Origin of the sequence: Pseudomonas sp. PvP025 (assembly GCF_017832155.1) — a bacterium.
GTDB lineage: Bacteria > Pseudomonadota > Gammaproteobacteria > Pseudomonadales > Pseudomonadaceae > Aquipseudomonas.
This window is the reverse complement of sequence record NZ_JAFIBJ010000001.1, coordinates 4,792,802-4,808,711: the sequence shown is the minus strand read 5'-3', so window position 1 is coordinate 4,808,711 and position 15,910 is coordinate 4,792,802. Positions and strand designations below refer to the sequence as shown.

General features: G+C 57.9%; 18 protein-coding genes and 1 tRNA gene. 17 read left to right on the top strand and 2 right to left on the bottom strand.

From position 1 onward, the window contains the following. The first annotated feature begins 169 nt into the window (after positions 1 to 169). The 17 genes from JOE32_RS20830 to hrpT all read left to right on the top strand — a co-directional run bounded on the left by JOE32_RS20830 (position 170) and on the right by hrpT (position 13,939). On the top strand, positions 170 to 1,894 hold the full coding sequence (locus tag JOE32_RS20830) for a tetratricopeptide repeat protein (RefSeq protein ID WP_209988332.1): 1,725 nt from the start codon (positions 170 to 172) through the stop codon (positions 1,892 to 1,894). Positions 1,895 to 1,898: 4 nt separating this feature from the next. Next, the gene (lolB, locus tag JOE32_RS20825; RefSeq protein ID WP_057007007.1) at positions 1,899 to 2,516 is read left to right on the top strand and encodes a lipoprotein insertase outer membrane protein LolB; all 618 of its coding nucleotides are present in this window, start codon (positions 1,899 to 1,901) and stop codon (positions 2,514 to 2,516) included. A gap of 1 nt (position 2,517) precedes the next feature. Further along, positions 2,518 to 3,366, top strand: a complete 849-nt coding sequence (gene ispE, locus JOE32_RS20820; protein ID WP_209988329.1) for a 4-(cytidine 5'-diphospho)-2-C-methyl-D-erythritol kinase — start codon at positions 2,518 to 2,520, stop codon at positions 3,364 to 3,366. 37 nt (positions 3,367 to 3,403) lie between these two features. Further along, positions 3,404 to 3,478, top strand: a tRNA-Gln gene (locus JOE32_RS20815). A 46-nt stretch (positions 3,479 to 3,524) separates the two neighbouring features. After that, a complete protein-coding gene (locus tag JOE32_RS20810) occupies positions 3,525 to 4,466 on the top strand; it encodes a ribose-phosphate pyrophosphokinase (protein WP_003171603.1) in 942 nt (313 codons plus the stop codon). A 138-nt stretch (positions 4,467 to 4,604) separates the two neighbouring features. Further along, positions 4,605 to 5,216, top strand: a complete 612-nt coding sequence (locus JOE32_RS20805; RefSeq protein WP_004372493.1) for a 50S ribosomal protein L25/general stress protein Ctc — start codon at positions 4,605 to 4,607, stop codon at positions 5,214 to 5,216. A 168-nt stretch (positions 5,217 to 5,384) separates the two neighbouring features. Then, positions 5,385 to 5,969: an aminoacyl-tRNA hydrolase gene (gene pth / locus JOE32_RS20800; protein WP_209988326.1), complete on the top strand. Its 585-nt coding sequence runs from the start codon at positions 5,385 to 5,387 to the stop codon at positions 5,967 to 5,969. A 21-nt stretch (positions 5,970 to 5,990) separates the two neighbouring features. Beyond that, the gene (gene ychF / locus JOE32_RS20795; RefSeq protein WP_057007010.1) at positions 5,991 to 7,091 is read left to right on the top strand and encodes a redox-regulated ATPase YchF; all 1,101 of its coding nucleotides are present in this window, start codon (positions 5,991 to 5,993) and stop codon (positions 7,089 to 7,091) included. Positions 7,092 to 7,346: 255 nt separating this feature from the next. Then, positions 7,347 to 8,261, top strand: coding sequence for a sigma 54-interacting transcriptional regulator (locus JOE32_RS20790; protein WP_209988321.1), 915 nt, complete (start codon positions 7,347 to 7,349; stop codon positions 8,259 to 8,261). A 214-nt stretch (positions 8,262 to 8,475) separates the two neighbouring features. Next, on the top strand, positions 8,476 to 8,631 hold the full coding sequence (locus JOE32_RS20785) for a hypothetical protein (protein WP_209988320.1): 156 nt from the start codon (positions 8,476 to 8,478) through the stop codon (positions 8,629 to 8,631). 86 nt (positions 8,632 to 8,717) lie between these two features. Continuing rightward, a complete protein-coding gene (locus JOE32_RS20780) occupies positions 8,718 to 9,083 on the top strand; it encodes a hypothetical protein (RefSeq protein ID WP_209988317.1) in 366 nt (121 codons plus the stop codon). Between the two features lie 4 nt (positions 9,084 to 9,087). Beyond that, positions 9,088 to 9,861 (top strand): type III secretion inner membrane ring lipoprotein SctJ, encoded by a 774-nt coding sequence (gene sctJ / locus JOE32_RS20775; RefSeq protein ID WP_209988314.1) that lies wholly within the window; start codon positions 9,088 to 9,090, stop codon positions 9,859 to 9,861. Next, positions 9,854 to 10,435 (top strand): type III secretion protein, encoded by a 582-nt coding sequence (locus tag JOE32_RS25065; protein WP_245229084.1) that lies wholly within the window; start codon positions 9,854 to 9,856, stop codon positions 10,433 to 10,435. The genes sctJ and JOE32_RS25065 overlap by 8 nt, the downstream gene beginning before the upstream one ends. Further along, positions 10,413 to 11,003: a type III secretion system stator protein SctL gene (gene sctL / locus JOE32_RS20765; RefSeq protein ID WP_209988311.1), complete on the top strand. Its 591-nt coding sequence runs from the start codon at positions 10,413 to 10,415 to the stop codon at positions 11,001 to 11,003. The genes JOE32_RS25065 and sctL overlap by 23 nt, the downstream gene beginning before the upstream one ends. Before the next feature lie 99 nt (positions 11,004 to 11,102). Beyond that, positions 11,103 to 11,336 carry a hypothetical protein gene (locus JOE32_RS20760; protein WP_209988308.1) on the top strand — a complete coding sequence of 78 codons (234 nt, stop codon included), beginning with the start codon at positions 11,103 to 11,105 and terminating at the stop codon, positions 11,334 to 11,336. A 270-nt stretch (positions 11,337 to 11,606) separates the two neighbouring features. Continuing rightward, positions 11,607 to 13,739: a type III secretion system outer membrane ring subunit SctC gene (gene sctC, locus JOE32_RS20755; RefSeq protein ID WP_209988304.1), complete on the top strand. Its 2,133-nt coding sequence runs from the start codon at positions 11,607 to 11,609 to the stop codon at positions 13,737 to 13,739. Then, positions 13,736 to 13,939, top strand: a complete 204-nt coding sequence (gene hrpT, locus JOE32_RS20750) for an HrpT family type III secretion system protein (protein ID WP_209988301.1) — start codon at positions 13,736 to 13,738, stop codon at positions 13,937 to 13,939. The genes sctC and hrpT overlap by 4 nt, the downstream gene beginning before the upstream one ends. An 83-nt stretch (positions 13,940 to 14,022) precedes the next feature. Here the strand turns inward: hrpT and sctU are convergent, their stop codons facing one another. Next, complete coding sequence (gene sctU / locus JOE32_RS20745) at positions 14,023 to 15,120, bottom strand: type III secretion system export apparatus subunit SctU (RefSeq protein WP_209988298.1); 1,098 nt, start codon at positions 15,118 to 15,120, stop codon at positions 14,023 to 14,025. Further along, entirely contained in the window at positions 15,117 to 15,905 is a 789-nt protein-coding gene (sctT, locus tag JOE32_RS20740; RefSeq protein WP_209990649.1) for a type III secretion system export apparatus subunit SctT, read from the bottom strand. The genes sctU and sctT overlap by 4 nt, the downstream gene beginning before the upstream one ends. Positions 15,906 to 15,910: the final 5 nt, after the last annotated feature.

The window sequence follows — 15,910 nt, the reverse complement described above, 5'->3', positions numbered from 1 at the left end:
TGAGGTCGGGAAGCCGGCAATTGTCCTACTTCGAAAGATCCAGAACAACCACCGTCGTCTATTGTCCTAGTAGCTTGTGCCTATAAAGGCGCCCACTGAGACTCGGTTATGTTTGGCCGAAGGCTTGTGTCATGATGATCCGACCGCAGGTTAGTCGTCCTCTTCCTATATGAATAGATCCTCCGCGTTGCTCCTAGCTTTTGTCTTCCTCAGCGGCTGCCAGGCCATGGCACCCGTGCCGCCGGGCGATACGCCACCGGCAGAAGACACCGCCCCCGCGCCTGAAAAGCCCAAGGTTTACTCCTCGTTCAGTGAGGAAACGGTGTTCAGCCTGCTGAGCGCTGAACTGGCCGGGCAGCGCAATCGCTTCGATATTGCGCTGGATAACTATGTGACTCAGGCCATCAACACCCAGGACCCGGGTATTTCCGAGCGGGCGTTTCGCATCGCCGAGTACCTCGGAGCCGATCAGGCGGCGCTGGACACGTCGCTGATCTGGGCGAAAAACGCGCCGGATGACCTCGAAGCGCAACGGGCCGCGGCTGTCCAGCTGGCGCGCGCCGGGCGCTACGACGATTCCATGGTGTATATGGAAAAAGTCCTGCAGGGCAAGGGCGACACGCACTTCGATTTCCTCGCGCTGTCGGCCGCCGACACCGACCAGGACACGCGCAATGGCCTGATGAAGAGCTTCGACCGCCTGCTGCAAAAGCATCCGAAGAACAGCCAGCTTATTTTTGGCAAGGCCTTGCTGCTGCAACAGGATGATGAAGCCGAAGCCGCCCTCAAGCTGCTGGAACAGAACCCGCCGGAAGACGGCGAAATCGCGCCGATCCTGCTGCGCGCGCGCCTGCTGCAGAACCTCAATCGCGGCAAGGAAGCGATTCCATTGCTGGAAAAAAGCATCAAGCAATACCCGGAAGACAAGCGCCTGCGCCTGACTTACGCGCGCATGCTGGTGGAACAGGACCGCATGGCGGACGCCAAAGTGCAGTTCGCCAACCTCGTCCAGCAATATCCCGACGATGACGAATTGCGTTATTCCCTGGCACTGGTGTGCCTGGAAGCCAAGGCGTGGGAGGAAGCCAAGGGGTATCTGGAAGAACTGATCCAGCGTGAGAGCCACGTTGATTCGGCTCACCTGAACCTTGGCCGCATCGCTGAAGAGCGCAACGACCCGCAGGCCGCCCTGCTCGAATATGCCCTGGTCGGCCCGGGCAATGACTACCTGCCGGCTCAGCTGCGCCAGGCCGATATCCTGATGAGCAACGGTCGTACCGACGAGGCGGAAAAACGCCTGGCGGCGGCGCGCGATGCCGAGCCGGACTACGCCATCCAGCTGTACCTGATCCAGGCCGAGACACTGTCGGCCAACAAGCAGGGCGAACGCGCCTGGAAATTGCTGCAACAAGCCTTGCTGCAATACCCCGACGACCTGAACCTGCTGTATACCCGCGCCATGCAGGCAGAAAAACGCAATGACCTGGCGCAGATGGAAAAAGACCTGCGCCTGATCATCAAGCGCGACCCGGACAATGCCATGGCCCTCAACGCTCTGGGCTACACCCTGTCCGACCGCACCACGCGCTATGCCGAGGCCAAGGCACTGATCGAGCAGGCCCACAAGCTCAATCCGGAAGACCCGGCCGTGCTCGACAGCCTGGGCTGGGTGAATTACCGCCTGGGCAACCTGGACGAGGCCGAACGCCTGCTGCGCCAGGCGCTGGAGCGTTTTCCCGATCAGGAAGTCGCTGCCCACCTGGGTGAAGTGCTGTGGGCCAATGGCAAACAGCGCGAAGCCCGGCAAGTCTGGGAAAAATTCCTCAAGGAACAACCCGAAAGCCCTCTTTTGCGCGGCACCATCAAGCGCCTGACCGGATCCGAGACCCTTTAAGCTTATGTTCCTGCGCCACATTGTTGTATTCAGTCTTATCGCCCTGCTCGCCGGTTGCGCGGGCACAGGCAGCCGCGAATCCGTTGAAGGCCAGGGCAACCCGGCGCAATGGCAACAGCACAAGGACCAGCTCGGCAGCATCGACGGCTGGCAGATAGAAGGCAAGGTCGGGGTGCGCGCGCCGAAAGATTCCGGCAGCGGCACCCTGTTCTGGCTGCAACGTCAGGATTACTACGACATTCGCCTGTCCGGTCCGCTGGGCCGCGGCGCGGCACGCCTGACCGGCCGCCCGGGGCAGGTGAGCCTGGAAGTCGCCAACCAGGGCCGCTACGAGGCGACGTCTCCGGAAGCATTGCTGGAGCAGCAGATCGGCTGGAAGTTGCCCGTGTCGCATCTGGTCTGGTGGGTGCGCGGGCTGCCGGCACCGGACAGCAAGAGTCGCCTGAGCCTCAACGGCGACAGCCGTCTGGCCACGCTGGAGCAGGATGGCTGGAAGGTCGAGTATTTGAGTTATGTACAGCAAGGCGGCTACTGGCTGCCCGAACGCATCAAGCTGCATGGCACCGACCTTGACGTCACGCTGGTGATCAAGGACTGGCAACCGCGCAAGCTGGGGCAGTGACGTGAGCGAGCGCCTGACCCTGCCCTCCCCGGCCAAGCTCAACCTGATGCTGCACATTCTGGGTCGCCGTGAAGACGGCTACCACGAGTTGCAGACGCTGTTTCAATTTCTCGACTATGGCGATGAACTCACCTTTGCCCTGCGCGACGACGGCGTGATTCGACTGCACACGGAATTTGAAGGCGTACCTCACGACAGCAATCTGATCGTGAAGGCAGCCCGCAGACTTCAAGCGCAATCCGGCTGCACATTGGGCATCGATATCTGGATCGACAAGATCCTGCCCATGGGCGGCGGTATCGGTGGCGGCAGTTCGAATGCGGCGACCACCCTGCTGGGTCTCAATCACCTGTGGCAACTGGGCTGGGACCAGGATCGCCTGGCAGCCTTGGGCCTGACACTGGGTGCCGACGTTCCGGTTTTCGTGCGCGGGCACGCGGCTTTTGCCGAGGGCGTGGGCGAGAAACTCAGCCCCGAATACCCCGAAGAGCCTTGGTATGTTGTGCTTGTTCCGCAAGTATCTGTAAGTACAGCAGAAATTTTTTCAGATCCGCTGTTGACACGTAACTCTCCTCCCATTAAAGTGCGCCCCGTTCCCAAGGGAAACAGTCGAAATGACTGCTTGCAGGTTGTGGCAAGGCGTTATCCAGAAGTACGTAACGCTTTGAATTTGTTAGGTAAATTTACCGAAGCAAAATTAACCGGCACTGGAAGTTGTGTGTTTGGGGGCTTCCCAAGCAAAGCTGAAGCTGATAAAGTCTCGGCCCTTCTTACAGAGACCCTTACAGGGTTTGTAGCAAAGGGAAGCAACGTTTCGATGTTGCATCGCAAGCTGCAAAGTCTGCTCTAAAAGGAATCGAGTACTGGGTACTCGTTGCAACAGATACAGGGGCGTCGCCAAGCGGTAAGGCAGCAGGTTTTGATCCTGCCATGCGTTGGTTCGAATCCAGCCGCCCCTGCCATTTTCCTATACTCATCCAGGTTACCCTCAGCCTCTAGGTACTGCGCGTGTCCAAGATGATGGTCTTTACGGGGAACGCCAACCCCGATCTGGCTCGACGTGTCGTACGTCAGCTGCATATCCCTCTCGGTGACATCTCTGTCGGTAAATTCTCCGACGGCGAAATTACAGCCGAGATCAATGAAAACGTTCGCGGTAAAGACGTCTTCATTATTCAGCCGACCTGCGCTCCGACCAACGATAACCTGATGGAACTCGTCGTGATGGCTGATGCCTTCCGCCGCTCCTCAGCAACTCGAATCACAGCTGTAATCCCTTACTTTGGTTATGCCCGTCAGGATCGCCGTCCGCGCTCCGCACGTGTGGCCATCAGCGCGAAAGTCGTTGCTGACATGCTGACCGTGGTAGGCATCGACCGTGTGCTTACAGTTGACCTGCACGCTGACCAGATCCAGGGATTCTTCGATATTCCGGTAGATAACATCTACGGCTCCCCCGTTCTGGTGGATGACATCGAAGACCAGCGCTTTGAAAACCTGATGATCGTGTCCCCGGACATTGGCGGCGTCGTGCGTGCACGGGCTGTTGCCAAATCCCTGGGCGTTGATCTCGGGATCATCGACAAACGCCGCGAGAAAGCCAATCACTCTGAAGTGATGCATATCATCGGTGATGTCGAAGGGCGTACCTGTATTCTGGTTGATGACATGGTCGACACCGCCGGCACGCTGTGCCATGCGGCAAAAGCCTTGAAAGAGCACGGTGCGGCCAAAGTCTTCGCCTATTGCACACACCCTGTGCTGTCGGGCCGAGCGATCGAGAACATCGAGAATTCCGTGCTGGACGAACTGGTGGTGACCAACACCATCCCGTTGTCCGCCGCTGCTCAAGCCTGTGCGCGTATCCGTCAACTGGATATCGCACCGGTCGTTGCCGAAGCGGTTCGCCGTATCAGCAACGAAGAATCGATCAGCGCGATGTTCCGTTAAGGCTCAGGCCTTGGCGACATCAACCTGACGAAAAGCGCCCCGCCCCAGCATTCTGTTGGGGCGGGGCTTTTTTGCCCATATCGCCTTTAGCGCTGGTCGCAAACGCTGGGGCGAATGTGGTTAATTTGGAGATACAACATGAACGATTTTACTTTGAATGCTGAACTGCGTTCCGACCTGGGGAAAGGTGCGAGCCGCCGCCTGCGTCGTCTCGCAAGCCTGGTTCCAGCTGTAGTCTACGGTGGCGACAAAGCCCCTGAGTCCATCAGCATGCTGGCCAAAGAAGTTGCCAAACTGCTCGAAAACGATGCTGCCTACAGCCACGTTATCGAACTGAACGTTGGCGGCAAGAAGCAGAACGTTATCATCAAGGCTCTGCAGCGCCACCCGTCCAAGGGTCACGTCCTGCACGCTGACTTCATCCGCGTTGTAGCCGGCCAGAAACTGACCGCTATCGTGCCTGTGCACTTCATCGGTGAAGAAGCTCCGGTCAAGAAAGGCGGCGTTGTATCGCACACCACTACCGAACTGGAAGTGACCTGCCTGCCGAAAGACCTGCCTGAGTTCATCGAAGTCGACCTGTCGGCTGCTGAAATCGGCACCATCATTCACTTGTCCGACCTCAAGGCCCCTAAAGGCGTTGAGTTCGTTGCACTGGCTCACAACGACGACAAGGCTGTTGCCAACGTCCACGCGCCACGTGTTGTAGAAGAAGATGATGCTGCTGAAGGCGAAACCGCTGCAGAGTGATGCACTCTGTAACGTCGGAGCTTGAGGAAACATCGCGGACCGGAACGTAGCGAGAAAGCGGGCGATAACGCGAAGTTTATCTCTGGATAAGTGAGCTCCTGTCGTCCCCTTTCGCCGCACACCTTGCGCGGCGATGTTATCCACAACTCCAAAGGAAGGGCCCCTGTCGTGACTGCCATCAAACTGATCGTTGGCCTGGGAAATCCAGGCGCCGAATACGAACAGACCCGGCATAACGCGGGGGCCCTTTTTGTTGAGCGTATTGCCCACGCCCAAGGCGTAAACCTTGCGGCCGACCGCAAATATTTTGGCCTGACCGGGCGCTTCTCGCACCAGGGTCAGGATGTTCGTCTGCTGATTCCCACCACCTACATGAACCGCAGCGGCCAGGCTGTCGCGACGCTTGCGGGATTCTTCCGGATCAAACCCGAAGAGATCCTGGTGGCCCATGACGAACTGGACCTGCCACCCGGCGTCGCCAAGCTCAAGCTGGGCGGCGGGCATGGCGGGCACAATGGTCTGCGCGACATCATCGCGCAGTTGGGTAATCAGAATAATTTCTACCGCCTGCGGCTTGGCATTGGCCACCCGGGCGTTGCCAGTATGGTTTCAAATTTCGTCCTGGGTCGTGCGCCACGCGCCGAACAGGAAAAACTCGATGCCAGCATCGACTTTGCCCTCGGCGTGCTGCCGGATATCTTCGCCGGTGAATGGAACCGCGCGATGAAAAACCTGCACAGCCAGAAGGCCTGACTCTTACCGAGGGGAAACACCATGGGATTCAATTGCGGCATCGTCGGCCTGCCCAACGTCGGCAAATCCACCTTGTTCAACGCTTTGACCAAGTCCGGTATTGCGGCGGAGAACTTCCCCTTCTGCACCATCGAACCCAACAGCGGTATCGTACCGATGCCGGACCCGCGCCTGGACGCCCTGGCGGCTATCGTCAACCCCAAGCGCGTCCTGCCGACCACCATGGAGTTCGTCGACATCGCAGGCCTGGTGGCCGGCGCGTCGAAAGGTGAAGGTCTGGGCAACAAGTTTTTGGCCAACATCCGTGAAACCGATGCCATCGCCCACGTGGTCCGCTGCTTTGAAGACGAGAACGTGATTCACGTCTCCAACAGCGTCGACCCGAAACGCGACATCGAGATCATCGACCTGGAGCTGATCTTTGCCGACCTCGACAGCTGCGAGAAGCAACTGCAGAAAGTCGCGCGCAATGCCAAGGGTGGGGACAAGGACGCCGTGGTCCAGAAAGGCCTGCTGGAACAGTTGATCGCACACTTCACCGAAGGCAAGCCGGCACGCAGCCTGATGAAAAAAATGGGCGTCGACGAGAAGGCGGTGATCAAGGGTTTCCACCTGCTGACCACCAAGCCGGTGATGTACATCGCCAACGTCGCCGAAGACGGCTTTGAGAACAACCCGCTGCTCGACGTGGTCAAGGCCATTGCCGACGAAGAAGGCGCCATTGTCGTTCCGGTGTGCAACAAGATCGAAGCAGAAATCGCCGAACTCGATGACGGCGAAGAAAAAGACATGTTCCTCGAGGCCCTGGGCCTGGAAGAGCCTGGCCTGAACCGTGTAATCCGTGCCGGCTACGAAATGCTCAACCTGCAGACCTACTTCACCGCTGGCGTTGAAGAAGTCCGCGCGTGGACCGTCAAGGTTGGCGCTACCGCGCCACAGGCTGCCGGCGTGATCCACACCGACTTCGAAAAAGGCTTTATCCGCGCCGAAGTGATCGCCTACAACGACTTCATTCAGTACAAGGGCGAGGCGGGTACCAAGGAGGCCGGTAAATGGCGCCTGGAAGGCAAGGAATACATCGTCAAAGATGGCGACGTGATGCACTTCCGTTTCAACGTCTAAAGATTGCCTGCGGCGTTGACCGCAAATAAAAAAGCCGATGCACTGCATCGGCTTTTTTGTGGGCGGCTCTTCAGGTAAACGTTTAATGTGTAAGCATCGGGTAAAAATAAAACATCCCCCTATCTAATTTATCCTACATCACTCGCGCAAGTTCCTACTTTAAGACTCACGCGCGGAATCTATAATTTGCACGCCACAGACCAGCAGTTGATGACTGCTTTCTTAATTGCATATAAATAATGGAGCACTCTTTCGATGCCGGACTCCTTTCCTGGGGAAATTGAAAACGATTTTTCATTCCTGGAAGGCTCAGACATTGAAAGCACGCTTCATCGTACTGCGCCACTCAATATAGATATCCTGTTACTCGGAGAAACCGGCACAGGCAAAGACACGCTGGCGCAACGAGTGCATTACTTGTCGGGGCGACGAGGTAACTTCGTTGCCGTGAACTGTGCGGCCATTCCCGAAAGTCTCGCAGAAAGCCAACTGTTTGGAGTCAACAGCGGTGCCTTTACCGGGGCGATGCAGTCCCGGGCCGGCTTTGTAGAGGCCGCCCATCTGGGCACTCTTTACCTCGATGAGATCGACAGCATGCCTTTGAGCCTGCAGGCCAAACTGCTGCGTGTGCTGGAGTCGCGCGGTGTGGAACGCCTGGGCTCGACGCGCTTCATCCCCGTGGACATGCGAGTCATCGCCTCGGCCCAGAGTTCGCTGCACGAGATGGTCGAACAGGGCACTTTCAGGCGTGACCTGTTCTTTCGCCTGAATGTCGTCAATATTCAGCTTCCGGCCCTGCGGGACAAGCGAGAAAGGATCGTCCCGTTATTCCTGCAGATGGTCCAGCAAGAAGCCGAGCTTTTCGAATGCGCTGCTCCGACACCTACCGCCGAGCTGTTGCAACAGCTGTTGTGCCAAGGCTGGTTGGGCAATATCCGTGAACTACGCTCGACGGCCAAGCGATTCGTACTGGGCCTGCCACCGCTCTCGCTGCCCCTGAGCAAGCCGCAAGGCCATGAAATGAGCCTGAAAGCGCGTCTGCAGGAAATCGAAAAAGCACTGATCGAAGAGTCATTGCTGCGCAACGACCGCTGCGTGGATCGCGTGGCCATTGAGATGGGCATTGCCAAGCGCACGCTCTACCACCGGATGAAGCAACTCGCTATCTAAATCAGCGTAAGGAATTTCCCTCCTCGCGGTAATTTTTAGTTTTCCAATCGTAATCCATTACGCCGAAATAATTTTAGACGCATCACCTCCGAGACAAATTGGAACGCTTCACTTCTTTCCCACCACGAATGAAATGAGCACTTAAAAAATCGCTCAAAAAAAATGAGATAGTGAAAAAAACTATCAGACTTTATTACTATTCAAGAGGTGAACTATGTCTGTAGGTGGCCTGGGTACAAGCCCACAAGATGTCGCAGCAAAAGGCATCGAAGAGCAAAAGAAATGGGAAGCAGTGAAGAAGGCGAAAGAAGGCGCCGAGAATGAAAAATTCTCTGCCGCGATAACCAATATCAAATCTATTCGTTTTTAAGCGGTGCGGTCCTCTCAACTCAACCGTTGAGGGGACTTTCCTCCCAATTGTGCTTGCCGCACTCGACACCCACAAGAGAGAAACGAATGTTCATCACCCCCTCAGCGTTTACAACAAGCGAAAAAATCACCACTCGCTCGGACACGCCTGCTCTGAACGATCGTGCGTCTGACATTAATTTTTTTCTCTCTGAAATACACCAGACCGACAAAATCGATAAACGAACCGTGCACGCCGTCGCCTCTTCCGACTCCACGTGGGCCGCTACGGGGTCGACGACGATAGCGAGACAACTGTCCAAAGGGTTTCGTGACGCAAGCCAGAACAAGCAGACAACGGACGCGAGCAAGTTTCCCCAACTTCTTGCCGAGTCGCAGGTAAACGTGATGTCCCAGATCAAGGTCGTTGGCGCCATCGCAAAAGCCTGCGACAAAATTTCAAGCATGGGGTAGAGGTATGTTCCGCCGTCTAAGCACCCTGTTATTTCTTTCATTGGCGCTGATGCTGACGGGCTGCGGTGAAAGCGTCGAACTTCATCGCAATATTTCCGAACAGGAGGCCAATGAAATCATTGCTGAACTGGCGGATAAACAAATCCGGGCTCAAAAGATTCAGGGAAAAGACGGCGTCGCCGTTCGTGTCAAAGCAAGTGACATCAATCGCGCGGTTCGGACACTGGACGCTGTGGGACTTCCCAAGGTGGCACGCTCGACCTTGGGGCAGATCTTTCGCAAGGAAGGCGTCATCTCTACCCCACTGGAAGAACGCGCACGCTACATCTATGCGCTGTCTCAGGAGCTGGAGGCGACCTTGTCGAATATCGACGGTGTAGTCGTCGCACGGGTGCATGTGGTGTTGCCTGAACGCATAGCGCCAGGCGAGCCCGTACAACCGGCATCCGCCTCAGTATTCATCAAGCACGACCCTCGGCTGGACCCTGACAACATCAATGCGCGCGTGCGCAGGATGGTGGCCAGCAGCCTCCCCGGCATGGCCTCAGCGATAGACAATACGGTAAAGCTTACCGTCGTTTTCGTACCGGCCACGGCTTACAAGGAAACACAACAACTCGCCTACCTCGGCCCTTTCCTGCTACCCGAGCACGATCTCGCATTCTGGCGTATAAGCCTGTTCATGCCGCTGGTCGTCCTCGTGTCGGGCGGTGTCGCCTGGTTGCTGTGGCGACGAAAGACAAGGTACGACCCTGCGATAACACGCACTCATGAGTGACGATCTCAATTGGGTCAGGTGGTGGGCCTTCCCGTGGCAGCAAGCCCACATCGACTGGCTCACGCAAACCGGTTTTGTGGACACAGCAGCGCTTTCACGCAGCCACCATGGTCGGGTGAGCAGGATGTTCGATATCCAACCCGAGCTTCCTCCACCCATGAGTCCGGCCCTGCTGCAACTGGCGCAAATCGACGCGCAATCACGAGATCTCATACTCCTACTCGTCAATGAGGTCTACAACGCACCTCACCACAGTCGGCTCAATCAGGAACAGCTGCTTTGGTGCCAGCGCCTGGCCAAGGCACTGCCGCCTGACCCGACACCGGCAACCATCGACGACCCGCTGCACTACCTGCGGGCGTGGGTTTCACCGCCGGTGTGGCAGCGGCTGCGCCTGAGCTTTGCCTGTCAGAGGGTGCTTGAGCTGGAGCAATACCCAAAGCTTGAGGACACTCAAGGCCGGCTGGGTATTTTATGGCAAGCCGCCATTTGGCGTGCGACCTCGACCCCCACCGTTGATGCGCTACACGCCCCCCCGGAGAACGCCAAGCATGTTTTGCGCCCGCAAGATTGAGCTGCACACCCGCCCCGACGACCTGCCGACAGCGCTGATATCCAGGGAAATGCTAGTCGAACATACCCACGCCCGTCAGATGCTTGAACAGGCCGAAGCTCAGGCACAGGCGCTCATAAATCAGGCCCATGCCAAGTGCCAACAGCTGCTGGACAACGCCAGCAGTGAGTTCTGGCAACGCGCCAATGCCCAACTTCATCGTTGGGAGTCAGAACGCCTGGCAATGGCCGAGAATCTTGAGCGCGTTGCCACCTCAGTCATCAATACGGCCATTAGAAGCTTGCTCGATGAGGCCCCACCTGCCCAACGCATCAGTGCACTGCTCGATAAATTACTGGCAGCCGGATTGCCGCCGGTCGAGGCCAACTTGCTGTGCAATCCGCAGGACCGCGAATCCGTCGAGCACTGGCTCATCCAACACTGTGATGTGCCCTGGACGCTTCGGGTTGAAGCCGGGCTTGCCGCCCAGTCGCTGATTGTTGAAACAGACGATGGCGGGTATCACATCAACTGGACGGATGCGGTGGACAGCCTGGTGCCGATCCCGCCCCAGGGCCAAATCAAATGATCACTCTGTTCTGCTTTTTTGTTAACAAATTAATCCGCCGAAGGAACTGGACACCTATCAGTTGCCACACAGGAGTAGACCCCCACCGGAGTTAAAGCAATGAATAATGACGCCCGCATACTTGATAGCCTCTACCGCCAGCGGAGCCGCTCCGATAAGGCTTTTGGACAGATCGACGAGGATATTTCCGCTGGAGGTGACGACGAGGAACTCTCAAGAGTCTTCGACCAGCTTATGCAGGAGAAGATCGTCGTTGCCAATAGCTACGCCGTGACCTCGGTCTATGTCAATTACAAACACGAAACCCTGAAAAACGCCATCAACGTCGCCTAGTGACTGGCAGCAACGTCACGGGAGCCTCCAGGGCAGTTCAGCCCGGGTCCCCCGCACGGCGCGTCGGGCTTTTCGCCGGGCGCCGGTCACCTCTGCTTGCTGCAATCCCTGCTACGCGATTGCAGTCAGCTGCAGCGGTTGAACCCCCTTTAATCGCAATGCAACCCAGACGAGACCTGGCGCAGCGTAACGGCGCGCCTGACGAAGGCCGGGTGCGAATCAACGCTCACTTCATCAAGTGCGCTCGCGCACTGAAACAGAGACCCTGTCATGCATAGCAAGACCCACAAGCACACCCGCTTGCGTTTAAATTCGCCCGCACACCAGGCTAAGCGCACTCAATGGCGCCTCCTGCTCGCGCTGCCCTTTTTATTGGCACCGCTTCACAGCGCCGTCGCCGCTATTCCCTCCGACTGGAAAAACACCGCTTACGCCTACGAGGCCGAACATAAGCCCCTGCGGGATGTGCTGGAAGATTTCGCTCAGACATTTGGCACACAGTTGCAGATCGATGGCCTACTGGACGGCATCGTAAATGGCAAGATACGCGCCAATACCCCGCAGTCATTACTCGACAGACTGGGGGTGGAACACCGCTTCCAGTGGTACCTCTACAACAACACGCTTTATATCAGCACGCTGGACCTGCAAGAGTCCGCACGCCTTGAAGTCTCCGCCGAAACCGTCGCCGACCTCAAGCGAGCCCTGACCGATATCGGCCTGCTCGACAGCCGTTTCGGTTGGGGCGAACTGCCCGATGACGGCGTGGTGCTGGTCTCCGGTCCCAAGCGTTACATTGACCAGATCAAGCAATTCAGTAGCCAGCGTAAATCAGCCGACGAAAAACAGAGCGTGCTCAGCTATCCGCTGAAATTCGCCAACGCAGGAGATCGCCAGATAGATTATCGCGGCGAGAAAATATCCATTCCTGGCGTCGCCAGCATGCTGCGCGGGTTGTTGGAGCCTCGGTCACCTTCCACACTGTCGACGATGAGTCCACGGTCCTCTTCATCCAAGCCGTCGCCCATCACGCCGAGTTATCCAAGGTTGAACAATCCGATGCTGGGGCAGATGCTCGGCCAGACAGCGAACGGCGGGCCGTTGGAGACCGGCGCAACGCTTACCCCGCGAGCCCCCGTGTCGTCCGGCCGAATCCGCGTCGAAGCCGATGTGCGTAACAACGCCGTGCTGATCTATGACCTGCCGGAGCGGCAAGCGATGTACCGCGAGCTGATTTCCCAGCTCGACGTCGCGCGAAAAATGGTGGAAATCGACGCCATCATCCTGGACATAGAACGCAGTCAATTGCGCGAATTCGGGGTCAACTGGGGCAACAGTCGTTTCAGCAGCGACATGAGGCTGGCACCGGGAAGTTCATCGCAGCTGTCGATCGAAAACCGTGACCGTTTCTTTGCCAAAATACGGGCGTTGGAGCAACGCGGCCTGGCAACCATGGTCTCCAACCCCTCGGTCCTCACCCTGGAAAACCAGCCTTCGGTGATTGACTTCAATCGCACCCAGTACCTGACAGCAGGCACCGAGGTCGCGACTATACTGCCCATTACTGTGGGCACCAGCCTGCAAGTGGTGCCGAGGGTGATTACCACCCGCGGCACTCATCAGGTTCACCTGCTGGTGGACATCGAGGACGGCAACTTCGACGAGTCGGACCCCAATCGCCTGGGCCCCGATGTGCGCCGGGGCAATGTCAGCACGCAGGCGGTGATGGCGGAAAAACGCTCGCTGGTGGTCGGTGGATTCCATGTCACCGAAAGCACCGACAGGCGCAACAAGATCCCTTTGCTGGGGGATATACCGCTACTGGGCAAGGTGTTGTTCTCCTCCAGCGAACGCAAGAACAATCGTCGCGAACGCCTGTTCATCCTGACCCCGCGCGTGATCGGTGATCAGGCCGATCCCTCACGTTACCTGCCGCAGGACGACCAGGCCGAACTGCAGGCAGCCCTCAAGCCGCTGGCCAGGCGTTATGCCGAACACGCGCCCGTCATCAACCGCAGTGACATCACCAGCACGCTGGCGAATTTGGTGACCGGGCGAGTGCCCCTGGCCTTCAAGCCGGCCCCAATGCCCCTGGGCCTGGACACCTTGTGCAGCACCCGCGACTTACTGGCCATGAATACCGAACGCAGCCAGTGGTACGCCGGCCCGCAGTTCAATGTGGCCGTGGTCGTGCTGCGCAATCAGCTCAAGCGCAATGTGCGTATCGACGAAAAGGAATGCAGCACCTCGCAAACCCTGGCCGTGACCGTGTGGCCGCGAGCCTGGCTCAAACCAGGTGAAGAAGCCGAGGTATTCATTGCCATGCGCCCGGTGGTTAAAGATGAACACCTGAGCGTGCCGCGCCCCTCCTTGCTCACTCCAGCTAAAAAGGCCACGCCATGAAACACCGCTTGTTGTGCGTCACTCTGATCAGCGCAGTGCTGCTCATCACCGGCTGCAGCCCCACGTGTAAAGGCGACTCCTGCTCGCGTCCGCAATCGACCAAAGACACGCTGGTGATCTGGTGGCCACCGCAGATGCGCGTCGAGCCCGGCCCGTCCGGCGAACGCGCGGACTACCAGACGATCTCGCTGGAACGATAAGCTCAGTGATCAACGCCCGGTGTTACCGGGCGTCTGATCTGCAGATGGATAAGAGCGTCGCCTGACGGCGCGCAAGGCGCTGATCAGCGCAACTCCAGCGCCGGCAACTCCAGGGTTTCGCGCTTGGCGTCATCGTCAAGCTCGCGCAAGGTGCGGTAGATCAAGGCCACCGCCTGCAAGGTCTCGCGGGGAATACCAGCGCCCAGTTTGTGTGTATAGAGTGTACGGGCCAGCCAGACACACTGGATCACCGGCACCTCGGCCGCCTTCGCCTGGCGGATCAACTCGCGGGCCTCGTCGTCCGTCCCCTTGTTGACCAGCACCGGCAGCGGCGTTTTGCCAGGGCGGTAATACAGGGCCACAGCAAAGTGCGTCGGGTTGACCACAAGCATGTCGGACTCCTCGAGCTTGGGCAGCTTGACCTTCGGTTCCTCCTGGGCCAACTGCTGTGCCAACGCGCGGCGCTTGCCCTTTACATGCGGATCGCCTTCCATGTCCTTGTACTCTTTGACGACCTCGACCTGGGTCATGCGCATGCGTTTGGCGAAAAAGTGCTTTTGCAGAACCAGGTCAATGAGTGCCAGCACCAGCAGCAGCGCCAGGCAGGCGTGCAGCAAGTAGCGGAACAGCACGATCAACGCCAGGATGTAGGTTTGCAGGTCACTGTTGGCCAGGTTGATCAGCGCACCCAATGAAGGTCTGATCACCAGATACACAACCAAGCCCAGCAGCAGCGCCTTGGCGATGCTCATCAACAGATTCATGACCGATTGAGCAGAGAACATCTGCTTGAGCTGCTTGAGCGGGTTGACGCGGTTGAAGTCGAGCTTCAACGTCTCCGGCGCGAACAACAATCCGAACTGCATCCAGCTGCTGATCAGCTTCATGAGAATGGCCGTCGCGACCATCAGCAGGGCGAACGAGAAAAACACCGTCAGCCCCTCGAACAGCACTTCCTCCAGCGCCCGCGTGAAAGGCTGGGCCATGCTCGACATGGGCAAACTGATCAGTTGCTGGAAGCGTTGCAAACTGGCTTCGGCAGTGAACAACGCAATCTCGCTGATGGCAGCCAACGCCATCAGCTTGCCGATGTCCTGACTCTGGGAAACCTGGCCTTTCTTGCGCTGATCGCGCAGTTTTTTGGCTGACGCGGGGTGTTTCTTTTCACCTGAGTCGCTCATGGCGTCGAGACCTGGAACATCAGCCCGAGTGAATGCTTGAGATCGCTCAACAGGTTAAGGCGCCCGACCATCAAGTCCTGCAGCAACGCAAAGTACAGCAACAAAATGCCAATGCCTGCGAGGCACTTTACCGGTGGCGCCAGCGTGCTCACCTGTAGTTGCTGACTGTAAACCCCGAGCAGCGCAATGCCGAACTCCATAAACAACAGCACCGCAATAAAAGGCGCGGCGTAGAGCATCATGTGGGTAAAGGTATCGCCGAGTATCCCCAGGAACACGCCGAATCCGTTGACTGCCGGCAGCGGTATCCAGGCCGTGGCCGGCCAGATCCGATAGCTGTCCCAAATCACTTGCATGAGGACACTCAGACCCAGCACAGCGATCAGCAGGTAAATCACCAGTTGCTTGAACAAATGCCCGACTGGCGTTGCGTCCGGCCCCAGCGAAGGGTTGAGCTGACCACCGGCCAGGGCGCCGCGCTGGTTGTCCAGCAGGGCACCGACCGACTCGAACATCCAGAAGGGCATCGCCAACAGGACACCCAGCAAAATACCCAGGGCCGCCTCTTTGCCTATCAGCCCGATGATCATCAGCGCCGAGTAGTCCTGGCCCGCGAGTACGGCATGGATACCCGGCGCCGGAATGAAGGCCATGACCATCACGACGGCGTGACGGGGCAAGCCGCGTATGTGCTGGAAACAGAACGCCGGCACCAGAATGGCACAGGGATAGATACGCGCCATGCCAATCAACAGGCTCGTTAGTAAATCGAGATAAAGCACCACGGACA